General features: G+C 44.2%; 8 protein-coding genes and 1 pseudogene. 6 read left to right on the plus strand and 3 right to left on the minus strand.

Annotated features, from left to right (window positions below):
* Nucleotides 1-885: 885 nt before the first annotated feature.
* The 6 genes and pseudogenes from JGK39_RS29440 (at nt 886) to JGK39_RS29465 (ending at nt 9734) form a co-directional block, all read left to right on the plus strand.
* Nucleotides 886-1017, plus strand: a complete 132-nt coding sequence (locus JGK39_RS29440) for a hypothetical protein (protein WP_293298444.1) — start codon at nt 886-888, stop codon at nt 1015-1017.
* Nucleotides 1018-1069: 52 nt separating this feature from the next.
* Nucleotides 1070-1378 (plus strand): nucleotidyltransferase family protein, encoded by a 309-nt coding sequence (locus tag JGK39_RS29445; RefSeq protein WP_366049363.1) that lies wholly within the window; start codon nt 1070-1072, stop codon nt 1376-1378.
* 172 nt (nt 1379-1550) lie between these two features.
* On the plus strand, nt 1551-4859 hold the full coding sequence (locus JGK39_RS29450; protein WP_293298447.1) for an ATP-binding protein: 3309 nt from the start codon (nt 1551-1553) through the stop codon (nt 4857-4859).
* Nucleotides 4860-5674: 815 nt separating this feature from the next.
* Nucleotides 5675-6853: pseudogene (locus JGK39_RS29455) on the plus strand (transposase).
* Between the two features lie 85 nt (nt 6854-6938).
* Nucleotides 6939-9176, plus strand: a complete 2238-nt coding sequence (locus JGK39_RS29460; RefSeq protein WP_293258983.1) for a PAS domain S-box protein — start codon at nt 6939-6941, stop codon at nt 9174-9176.
* A 228-nt stretch (nt 9177-9404) separates the two neighbouring features.
* The gene (locus JGK39_RS29465) at nt 9405-9734 is read left to right on the plus strand and encodes a hypothetical protein (protein ID WP_293258981.1); all 330 of its coding nucleotides are present in this window, start codon (nt 9405-9407) and stop codon (nt 9732-9734) included.
* Between the two features lie 90 nt (nt 9735-9824).
* On the opposite strand, the gene JGK39_RS29470 is transcribed toward JGK39_RS29465, so the two are convergent.
* The 3 genes from JGK39_RS29470 to JGK39_RS29480 form a co-directional block, all read right to left on the minus strand.
* A complete protein-coding gene (locus tag JGK39_RS29470) occupies nt 9825-11057 on the minus strand; it encodes a transposase (protein WP_293298449.1) in 1233 nt (410 codons plus the stop codon).
* A gap of 272 nt (nt 11058-11329) precedes the next feature.
* Entirely contained in the window at nt 11330-11629 is a 300-nt protein-coding gene (locus tag JGK39_RS29475) for a hypothetical protein (protein WP_293298451.1), read from the minus strand.
* On the minus strand, nt 11619-11931 hold a 313-nt coding region (locus tag JGK39_RS29480), incomplete at its 5' end, for a hypothetical protein (RefSeq protein ID WP_293298454.1). The genes JGK39_RS29475 and JGK39_RS29480, both read right to left, overlap by 11 nt.

Below are 11931 nucleotides of genomic sequence, written 5' to 3' on the forward strand. Positions count from 1 at the left end.
AACAATTAGGGCAACTAATTTCTAATGTCATATCACGCTATGGGAAACACTTCTCTAATTATAGCTTACTCCGATCCTTTCCTTCAGGGCACTACCGCCCATTCCATAAGCAAAAGTCCTAACTCCTAATATTATTGGCTTAGGTAAAGGAGATATGAAAGTAAAAATACAACACAAAGCAAGATACACGAAAGCCCAAGTTATCGCTATTATACAAAAAAAACTAGCAATTCTGGTATTTATCAATTTAGCAGCTTTACTGAGAATGATACTTAAAATATTCCCGATCTTCATAAGCTTATGTCCTACAAAAAAGTAAGGGTTGCTGAGATATTTCTCTACTTAATTAGGTAGAATTTCAGTGTTGGCAAGGCAATTTAGGTAGTAGAAAAAAACAGACGGATTCAAAGCTGTTGATACAGCATCTAATGCCGGAGTGGTATCTAACGGCTTTTTCGCTCGTCCTCAGTAGTTATGCAACTACTCTTACAACTAGATACACAGCTCTCTTACATTATTCCGTACAAAACACTAAATTGGTACAAGACGATCGCACGGAGCCGTTTAACTTCTAATTCACAACACAGTCGCCGCCGGAGCAACTCACAATGAACCGCAAAAACACAGTTTTATTAGTAACATGAGTTTAAAGAATCAGATGTCCACATTGGGAAATTATTTAGAGTGAATCAAGCGCCAAACCATGCTTAAAAATACACTAACACAAGGTGCTAAAAAGCTGCTATGCGGTAAATAAATCATATCCGGGTTGTCTACCCTCGATAATTATGAGATTTAAATCGCGACTAAACAAACAAAGTTAGTCTTCCAAGACCAATAGATAAAAGGAGTATTCAAACCGGATTTGCAATTGCAAGAAGTTTTATGACAACTTTTGACCACCCAGCGGCCGCAGCATTGCTCACCATCGCGCTCTGCGATCGAGCCACGCGATCGTACTGTACAAAAGTACGATCGCTCAATTCGCTCTATAAGCTCTCGGTGTCATACCTGTAAATTACGGAAACTGTTTGCTTAAATGACTATAGAGAAAAATTGAGGAGGCTGAATGAAAACCGCGATCGCCCTACCAATTGACCAAATCACGAAATTGTGCCAACACTGGCAAATTATCGAACTCTCCCTCTTTGGTTCTATCCTTCGGGACGACTTTCATGCAGAAAGCGACATCGATATCCTAGTTGCTTTTGCCCCCACGGCCAACTGGGGTCTACTCGATCACGCCCAAATGCAGGAAGAACTCGAAGCAATCCTCAGCAAACCAGTCGATCTAATCAGTAAAAGGGCGATCGCAGTTCCAACCCAATTTGCCGTCAAGAAATTCTCTCTACCGCTCAAGCTCTCCGCAGTCAAATAGTCGCGATCACGCTTCCAATGTACTATAATTCAAATACCAACCATTGTTGAAGTGTTTTTTCATATTTCTGCAATAACTTAAAGAAAAAGCCTGCCAACTCTCAGTCAGCGATCGCCTTGCGTTACTAAGTGCGATCGTTCAATTTCCCCACTTTGATAAGCACGGTTTTATCATGTCGATTAAAACAGTCGTCAAGCGTAGCTATCCCCTAGGGAATCGCCTAACTGCCCCTCTCAAAAAAGCCCCCCTCCGAACGGTGCTGATTGTACCGTTTGTGCTGCAAATTGTGGGGACTGCGGGGTTGGTGGGGTATCTTTCCTATACAAACGGACAAAAGGCGGTTAACAACCTGGCAAATCAGCTAGCAGCACAAATTGGCGATCGCGTCGTACATTACCTCGATACATATCTGTCCGCACCCCATTTAATCAACCGCATTAACGCGGATGCGGTGCGCCAAAAAACCCTAAATTTACAAGATTTACCGCAACTCGAACGCTACCTTTTGTTTCAACTCAAACAGTTTGAATCGCCGACAACCATTATTTTTGGTAGCAAACGGGGAGACTTCGTTGCAGGCGATCGCACTATCGGACAGAATCTGATTATGCGATCGGATGAGTTGGATCGGGGCATCATCAATATGTATGTTCCAGACTTGCTAGGTAATAGAACCAAACTATACAAAACTTTTCGACAACCTGATGCCACAAAAAGACCTTGGTACCAAGCTGCTAAAGCTGCGGGAAAATCCACCTGGACTAATATTTTTCAACTGGGTAACAATACAGATTTAGTAATTAACGGCAATCGACCGATTTATAATGAGACGACAAAGGAACTGCTAGGAGTATTTTCGGTAAACCTCAACATTAGAAAAATTGCCAATTTTCTCGATAGCATAAAAACTAGCCAGTCGGCAAAAATTTTTATTATCGAACGCAGCGGGTTGTTAGTAGCCAATTCCGGCCCCGACAATCCCTATATTGTGAGCAACCAGCAGTTTAATCGATTAAAATTAACGGCAAGCCCAAATGCTACAATCCGCGCCACGGGTCTATTTTTAACGAATCACTTTGGCGATTTTTCCCAAATTAATGATGTTCAACACCTTGAATTTGAAATTGACGGCCAATCCCAATTACTCAAAGTAGTACCTTACAAGGATAATTTTGGTTTAGATTGGTTGATTGCGATCGTCATCCCGGAATCCGATTTTATGGCAGAAATTGACGCCAACAATCGCACCACAATTATACTGTGTACTGCTGCCTTAATCGGAGCAATTGTTGTCGGCATTTTCACAGCTAAATGGATAACCAAGCCAATTTTACGCTTAAATACGGCCGCCAAAGCTCTAGCTAACAATGAATGGGATACAACTGTCGAGCTTGACCGCAATGATGAAGTCGGGCAATTGGCAAAATCCTTTAATAATATGGCAGACAAACTGCAATCTGCTTTCAAATCTCTCCAATCTTTAAATGCTGCCTTAACCGACAGTGAAAGCCGCCTGAAACAAATCCTCGAAGCTATGCCGGTGGGAGTATCAGTTCACGACTCTACCGGGCAACTGATTTACATAAATCAGATAGCGCGGCAGTTAGTAGGTATCCAGAGTGTATCAGAGTCTATAACCGAGCAACTCGCAGAAGTTTTTAGACTTTACGATGCAGGAACAGATGAATTATATTCAATTGAAAAAAATCCTGTAGCCCGATCGCTCAAAGGAGAAACGGTGAGAGTGGAAGACATAGAAATTCGTTGGTCCGATCGCACTGTGCCTTTAGAAGTTTGGAGTACGCCGCTGTTTGATGAAGCTGGCAACATTATCGGCGCGATCGCGGCTTCTCAAGACATCACCGATCGCAAACACACCGAAAAGTTACTGAATAACTACAATCGCACTTTAGAGCAAAAGGTGAGCGATCGCATTGCCGAACTCCAAAAAGCAAAAGAAGCTGCCGAAGTCGCATCCCTTGCTAAAAGTGCCTTTCTTGCCAATATGAGCCACGAATTGCGAACTCCCCTCAATGCCATTCTCGGCTACACTCAAATACTTTTCCGACAGCCAAATTTTTCTCCCCGCGACAAAGAGCAAATTCGCACGATCCAGCAGTGCGGTTCTCATTTGCTGACTTTAATTAATGATATTTTAGATTTGGCTAAAATTGAAGCTGAAAAGCTCGAATTAACTGTTAACGATGTTTGTTTGCCGGATTTCCTCAATGACATATCAGAAATCTTTCGGCTCAAAGCCCAAGAAAAAAGCCTAATTTTTGTCTCCCAAATAGCAGATAAAATTCCTGAGTTTGTATCGGTAGATGAACAGCGGTTGCGTCAAGTTCTCCTAAATTTATTAAGTAACGCGATTAAGTTTACGGATGAAGGTAGCATAATTTTCAAAGTAGAGGTAATTGAAAACAGTCAACCTGTTGCAGGAATATTGAGCGCGCGCCCGGAATCAGATTTTTTATTTAATGCAAGCCCCGGCTTCCCAATTACCAAAATCCACTTTCAAGTTAAAGATACAGGCATCGGAATTACTAGCGACGCAATAGAACGAATATTTCTACCTTTTGAACAAGTGGGCGAAATCGGGAAGAAAACAGAAGGTACGGGTTTGGGATTAAACATCGCCCAAACCTTAGTTGCGCTGATGGGAGGCGAACTCAAAGTCGAAAGTTGTTGGGGTGTTGGGAGTACGTTTTGGTTTGAGATTGAATTGTCGATTCCCTACGGGATAGCTTCGCTTCACGCAGATTCGCTCGTACCAGTTTCGCCACCACAGCAACCCGTAATTACAGGTTATGAAGGTCAACGGCGTAGAATATTAGTTGTTGACGATTGCCCAGAAAATCGCTGTTTGATGGTGGATATTCTAGCACCGCTGGGTTTTGAGTTAATTGAGGCTGATTCTGGTGAAATAGGTTTAGAAACAGCGATTTCCGAGGAACCGGATTTAATTATTGCTGATTTGTTGATGCCCGGAATCAGCGGTTTTGAACTCTGCGCTCAATTGCGCTGTTTGCCAATGTTTCGGGAGACGCCAATCTTGATTGCTACTAGCGGGCTGTTCGAGTTGGAGTTGGAAAAGCAAGAGGAAATAGGCTACAGTGATTTTATCAGTAAATTTTTTATAATCGATGATTTTTTGGCAAAAATACAGAATTATCTGGGACTGATTTGGATTTTTGAGGCTTCGGGCGATTCCCGACAAGATAGCTGCGCCGCTCGTACTTTCTCTGAATTGGCGATCGGCTCAGAAGACGTAGAAATGCCTCATGGCGAAGAGTTACTCGATTTGTACGAAGCCGCTCAAATCGGTAATTTCGAGCAGATTAAGCGCGAAGCACAGCGCCTGCAAGAGTTAAATCCCACCTATGCCCTATTTGCTCGGAAAATTTGGCAGTTAGTCGATCGCTATGACGATGACGCGATAATTAAACTAATTGAGCCTTACTTAAATCCGGGCGACTAAAATTGCTTCCTAGTAGGAGTTCAATCCTCATAATCGGATTTAACAACGAGTTATAGCCTCAATCCTAAAAATCGTTCGGAGCGAGCCAACTTGCAGTATAAATAGGGCTTGCTGAATAAAAGTAGAAAGCTTGCCAGATAAGGTGTTTAAGCTTTTTTTGCTTGAAAAAGTGCAAGTTATAGGATTATAGAGGCTCAAAACCCTTGCAATGAAAGTTGTTAGTTTATGGCTTGCATTTGGGAATGCAAGCCATAAACCTATTATTTTTTAAGCTGTGTAGCCTCGTTTTTCCACTACGTACACTTTTTCAGCAAGCCCTAAATAGTAAGGATGTGAGACGAAAAATACGTAAGTAAGTCATTCCCAGTGAAACGTAAGCGTTGGGATGCCTGGGCGATCGCCATCGCTGGCATTTATAGCAGTTGTACGTCACGGCAGCAGAAACCCGGTTTTTCACACTCTAAAGTTGATATAATCCAGCAAATTTGAAGAATAAATAGTAGAATATATTTCTATCAGGGATCCATCTCCTACATCCGATCTGTTGCACCAAATTCTACCAAACTCAAGCATCCGAGTAACAGCGATGCAACAGATCGGCTTTCAGGTTGAGTTTGTGGCAAGCAACTCTGTTTCTCTATTCAATACCTTCCCATATTCTTGTATGTTGGGTTAAGATACTTCCAATCAACCTACTTTATCTGAAAAATGGGTTGAAAACCCCGTCCTTTTAGGACGGCTTTAATTGTAAAACATTGTTGTACTTGCGAGCTATTTTGTGCCAAATAAGTTAGTATAAAAGAGGAGGTAAAGCAATGCTAGTCTTTGAGTTCAAAACCTACGAAAAAAAGAGTCAGTTCTCTGCTGTAGATGAAGCAATTCGTACAGCCAAATTTGTTCGCAATAGCTGTTTACGCTATTGGATGGATAACAAAAAGGTGGATAAGTACGATTTGAACAAATACTGTGCGGTACTTGCTGCATCATTTCCGTTTGCCTCCGAACTCAATTCTCAAGCAAGACAAGCGAGTGCAGAACGAGCATGGTCTGCTATCTGCCGCTTCTACGACAACTGCAAGAAAGGAACTCCGGGCAAAAAGGGATATCCAAAATTTCAAAAAGATTGTCGCTCTGTTGAGTATAAATCAACGGGATGGAAGCTGGCAATCGATCGCAAATCAATCAAGTTTACTGACAAAAAAGGAATCGGCAAGCTCAAGCTAAAAGGAACACGCGATTTGCACTTCTATCAAATCAACCAAATCAAACGGGTGAGATTGGTAAGACGCGCAGACGGTGTATACGTTCAATTTTGCATTGACGTTGACCGAAAAGAAAACATAGAACCGAATGGTGATACCATCGGGTTGGACGTTGGGTTGAAGGAATATTACACCGATTCCAATGGTGTAATGGTTGAAAACCCCAAGTTCCTCCTCCGGAGTGAAAAAGTTCTTAAGCGTTGTCAACGCCGTGTATCTAGAAAAATAAAAGGTTCAAAGAATAGAGGCTCATCTAGGCAGATTTTAGGTAAACGCCACCTCAAAATAAGTAGGCAGCGCAAAGACCATGCAATCAAACTTGCACGGTGCGTAGTTCAGTCAAACGACTTGATAGCTTAGGTCGATTTGAGGATTAAGAATATGGTGAAAAATCATTGCCTAGCTAAGTCAATTAATGACGCATCTTGGTATCAGTTCCGTGTTTGGATTGAATACTTTGGAAAGGTATTTGAGAAAGTAACGGTTGCGGTAAATCCGCACTACACCAGCCAAGAATGCTCCCTTTGTGGTGCAATTGTCAAGAAAACGCTATCTACAAGAACACACGTTTGCAAGTGTGGTTGTACGCTTGATAGAGATTTTAACGCAGCTAGAAACATCCTGAGTCGAGGATTGGGTACGGTAGGGCATACCGGAACCTTTGCAGTTGATGCAAGCAACGCTTTGGGAGAATTGGCCTCTGCTCTGGCTGGAGAAATCCTGTCAAAATAAGTTAGCTCGTAGATCAAAGAATCCCCGTGTCTTTAGACGGGGGAGTGTCAAGTGAGCCATTTTGTTGATTTTCAAACATAAAAATATGCAAACTCAGGCAAAAAGCAAAGTATTAATCGTAGACGACCAACCCGCTAATATTAACATATTATCATATTTTTTGGTGGAATACGGATTTGAGATTTTTGTAGCTACAACGGGAGAAAAAGCGCTAGATAGAGTCACAAAAATCTTGCCAGATATCATTTTGCTAGATGTGATGATGCCGGGAATAGACGGATTTGAAACCTGTCGCCGCCTGAAATCAATAGATGAAGTTAAGGACATTCCCGTAATTTTTATGACAGCTCTTTCCGAGGCTGCGGATAAAGTGAAAGGGTTGACTTTGGGTGCGGTAGACTACATCACTAAACCGCTGGAGCACTCCGAGGCGATCGCGCGCATCAACGTGCACCTGCAACTGCGGAACCTTACCAAACAATTAGAACAACAAAATATGCTGTTGCGAGCGGAAGTGCGATCGCGCCAATTAGCCGAGTTAGCCCTGCGCTTTTCCGAAGAAAAATTTGCCAAAGCTTTTCGCAGCAGCCCCGCCGCCATGACAATCGCCACACTGGAAGAGGGATATTTAACGGAAGTCAACCAGAGCTTTTGCAACCTCAGCGGCTATTTTCCCGAGGAAATCTTGGGAAAAACCGATCGCGAAATCAATTTATGGGAGAATCTGGGCGATCGCGATCGTTGCTTAGAAATCTTGCAAAGATCCGGCGCTATTTACAAACAAGAATTCCAGTTTCGTACCAAGTTCGACCAACTCAAGTTTGTCCTGGTATCGGCCGAAATTATTAGCATTGGCGACACCAACTGCATTCTGATGATGACTTACGACATTACCGAGGAAAAGCGGGCCCAAGAAACCTCCTACCGCCGCGAACAAGAATTCAGAGCCTTAGCGGAAAATTCCCCGGATATAATTGCCCGATTTGACAAGCAAATGCGCCACCTTTACGTCAATCCAGCAGCCGAATTAGCCACAGGAATCCCCGCCGCAGCATTCACGGGTAAAACCCATCGAGAGTTAGGAATGTCCGAGGAAGTGGTGGTGCTCTCGGAAGCAACTTTGTGCGCCGTATTCGCTAACGGCACCGAAGAGTGCTTTGAGTTTAATTTTCGCACAAAATCAGGCACTAAATTTTATCAAGTTTGCATGGTTCCTGAATTTAAGCGCGATCGGACAATTGCATCTGTCCTATCTGTCAGCCGCGACATCACCGCCGTCAAACAAGCCGAACTGGAACTGCGAAAAAGCGAACTGCGGGAACGAGAGAAAGCTACTCAATTAAAATTAACATTAGACAATCTCAGACGCACCCAATCTCAACTGATTCAAACCGAAAAAATGTTAAGTCTCGGGCGAATGGTAGCAGGAGTTGCCCACGAAATCAACAATCCCAATAGTTTTATTTTGGGCAATATCAATCCAGCCCGCCACTATTTCCAAGATATCAACAATCTCCTAGAACTTTACAAAAACAAATATCCAGAACCCGGAGCAGAAATAGAGCAACTAGCTGAGAGTATAGATTTAGATTTCTTGCAAAAAGATTGGTCGCGGCTAATGCAGTCAATCGAGTCTGGAGCCTCGCGCATCCAACAAATTGTTGACACTTTAAAATTTTTCACAAAACTCGACGAATCCGGAATCAAAGAAGTAGATATCAATCAAAATCTCGATCGCACTCTACTATTTGTCCAGCACCGAGCGGGTGGTAAAGGGATTAGCAAAAAAAGCGAAGGCAGCATTATTTCTCAAGAGATTGAGGTAATTAAAAACTACGGCAACCTGCCGGAAGTTCCCTGTTACAGCAGTCAGTTGAATCAGGTGTTTGCCAGTTTGCTCAATAATGCCCTTGATGCCCTAGAAACTCAACCTTACCCCAAAATAGTGATTCATACTGAGGTGGAAACAGCAGAATGTTCGGGAGTTGGCAAAGGCAAAGCAGCAAGAGCTTACAATCAGTTGTCAGCAGCAATTCCTGCCGAAAATCCTCCCAGTCAATTCGCAGTGATTCGGATTGCGGACAACGGTATTGGTATGAGCGAAGAAGTGCTAAAAAAGATGTTTGACCCATTTTTTACCACAAAACCTGTAGGGAGCGGCACGGGATTGGGTTTATCTATCAGTCACCAAATTGTTGTCGAACAACACGGCGGTCAAATTAGTTGTATTTCTGCGCCGGGGAAAGGGACAGAATTCGTTGTGAAGATTCCTTTACAACAGGTAACTTGCGCGCCGGAGACTCGACACCCGGTTTCTTTGTAAGTCAGTCCGTAGGGTGCCGTTTCGGGGCAATATTCTTAAGTAGCCGGTCAAAAAAATCAGCCCGAAACGGCACCCTACAATAACTGCTACAACCACAAATAATTAACAACCCCGTAGGGTGCCGTTTCGGGGCAATATTCTTAAGTAGCCGGTCAAAAAAATTTGCCCGCTGACGCACCCTACAATAACTGCTATAACAAAAAAATAATTAACAAGCGCACACAGCAAATGAAATACTTCTTCTTATCCGACGGCTGGAAAGTGGGGCGCGTCTGGGGAGTTGGCGGCGAGTGGACAGCCGCCGGCTGGAGACGCCAGCCGGACATCCAACAGCTCAAGCTCTCCCTTTTGGATCGCAACGAAAAAATGTGGCTCTACCGCGTAGAAGACGCCGTGCTCATGGTAGAAGTCAAACCCTGTGCCCCCCCCGATCCCGCAGATCCCGCAAAAAATATCGGCAGCGTCACCCTCACCAGGCTGATCGATGCCGAGCAAGTCCTCGAACGCCTCGGGACGATCGCCACCAGGTGCCAAATCGAGAACCCACAATTAATGTAAGGCCGAACATATTGCAATCGGTTCTAACTCCGCACACCTTTATGCTTTTCAAATTGAAGAAGCGATCGACACTATCGATCGCTTCTTCAATTATTTGATAGTTTTGTAAAGTTCCCTAAACATTAAATCAGCAAGCTTCCGAGAAGTCGCGTTTCGAGCATCGGCTAGCTGGCCGCCGCGTTTTTTGGTGCCGTTAGCCTCGAATGCACGCCCGACAAAATACTCCCTAAGCTCCAATTGGACGCTCGTATAGTTTTGGCCTTTGAGTTTCTGCGGCTCAATTCGGGAATGAACGTAAGTCCACAAGCTCGATCGAGTATTCGCGCATCCAGTCCAGCTTCCGCCACCGCCGCCAGCTTTGACTTTGCCGCTAGACCTTTCAACTTTCCCCATTCCGCAAGCCTGCCGGAAACGTCGCAAGGCTCTTTTCTTCGGCAGGCACAGAAAATCTTGAAATGGATAAGTGCGGCACAAAATCCACCCTCTCTCCCGGTAGCCCATGCCGAACCGATCGAATACTTGATGGTACTGTGCAAACTGACTGTCGCCCAGCAAGTCAATTAATTGATGCTCCAAGCTTGCTTCCATGTCGTGAAGATCGCACACGGACGCGGCAAGCTGGCGAGTCAAATCGGTTATGTTTGCTCCCAGTTCCGCCGCCCGCTTAAAGTGATTGTCCAATCTTGACAAAACCTGTCGGTTTAAGAAATCGCAGCGGTTGGCGAGCCATCCCCAAAAAGCCGGCGGACAGCCAATTTCTAAAAATCCGTTGTGACGCTGGCTTTTGACCTTGGCTCGCGCCGGGTACTCCGAAGAAAGCCGGCTTTTGAGAGTGTTGATGCAAGCGGTTTGCTTACGGGTGATGCTTTTGATTTCTAGAAGAGAGCGCCTGATTTTTTTGATTTGCGGATCGAGTTCCCTGACCCAAAATCTGCGATCGTAAGTTTCCAGATAGTGCCGCCGATAAAGCTCGCACATAATGAGAGCATCAAACTTATCGTCTTTGTTGTCAGTTCCGCCTAGAGCGCGACGAACCGATCGCACCATGCCTTGGTCTGCCACAAGTACGGTGATTCCTATTTTTTGAAGCTGGTCTCTCCAAAAATACGAATAAACCCCAGTGCTTTCAAGGATTGCAATAGCTTTGTTACTACTAATACGACTTAGAAAAGCTCCGATTTCATTACTTTTGTAGACTGCATGAACCTCGCCAAATGATGGCGACAAGTAAAAATCCCTCAATGCAACTTTAGGAAAGTTATCAGCATCAAGAAATACTGCATCTACGCGGTCTGAAGATACATCAAGTCCAACTACTATCATTTTTAAAACTCTTACATAACCCACGAATCTCCCAGGGGTGTTAACCCATTTCCGCACAGGGGCTTAGGAGTTTTTAGCGCGCGGCGAGGTTGGAATTCGCCGCGCGATCGCATCTGCTTTTGTTCCCGCGAGTGTTAGGGGATTCTTTGAAAAAACCCACATCTTTACTAAAGAACTACAGCTAGCACGGAGGTTGCGACCCTTTCCCGCGACTCCCCCTTCATAAGGGGGGGAGTTTCGGCTGTTGAGCCAAACAGCCATCATCAGGCGGACTATTTGATTAAATTCACGGCTACCAAACCCACATAGATATACAAGGCTTGTGGGTTTCCCTTCATTTCTGGGGGAAGTTCCCCGCCCCCAGAGCAAACTCTGAGAATGTCGTTTGCTAAATTTACGGCATTCGCGAAGCAGGCGCTGCGCCCGCGTTGACTCCCTAGCAAGCCCTTGCGTTTTGCTTCCTTGATAATTTCAAAGCACTCCTGCATCTGAAGGCGATCGAAATTATCTTTGAGGTGTCTTTGGCAATCAGAGATTAGTCGGCTAGTTGTTGATGGCGTCCTATCTTTCATCGCTCCTCTCCTTATCAAGTGATTCAAAGATAAACCCTTCGGCAGGCATTCTTTTGGCAAGCTCGGCAAATTTTTGCATGAATTGATTTATTTCGTCCTCCGTCACTGTCGATTGCTCGCTCAAAAGTTGAGCGGCTAAAAATGAGGCTACCTGTTGTGGAGTTTGGTTTAAGTGCTGAGCAAGTACGGCTAACAATAAGCAGTTGGTATAATTCATCGAATACACCGCCTGCTTTTGTTCAATTGGCAAATTTGTTGCATCGCATTCATTGCTACCATCCGGGATGATTCGGATTGAATTT

This window comes from Microcoleus sp. PH2017_12_PCY_D_A, from assembly GCF_020738565.1.
Classification (GTDB): Bacteria; Cyanobacteriota; Cyanobacteriia; order Cyanobacteriales; family Microcoleaceae; genus Microcoleus.